Origin of the sequence: Bacillus sp. SIMBA_154, from assembly GCF_046536015.1 — a bacterium.
Classification (GTDB): domain Bacteria; phylum Bacillota; class Bacilli; order Bacillales; family Bacillaceae; genus Bacillus; species Bacillus pumilus_P.
Genome location: NZ_JAWJBV010000718.1, coordinates 1 through 232, shown reverse-complemented (window position 1 = coordinate 232; position 232 = coordinate 1). Strand labels below are relative to the sequence as shown.

The window sequence follows — 232 nt, the reverse complement described above, 5'->3', positions numbered from 1 at the left end:
AAAAAGTCAGACTGAATTTTATAAAGCACTGTTCTCTGTTCTAACCTCGCGTCATGATAAGACAAAGCCAGGTTATAAAAGGCAGCTCAGCTGTGATTTAAACGAAACACAGTTACAAGGAGTTTTTGAAGAATTTTGCTACCTCACAGGTAACAAAGATAAGCTAATTCTTAGTTACGATGAATCTATTGAAATAATAAATAAATGTTTAGTCAATCAAAAAATCAAAGAC

1 protein-coding gene is annotated in these 232 nt (G+C 32.3%); it reads left to right on the top strand.

Annotated features, from left to right (window positions below):
* The coding region (locus tag R0K30_RS23750) for a hypothetical protein (protein ID WP_410613513.1) at positions 1-232 on the top strand (232 nt) is incomplete at both ends.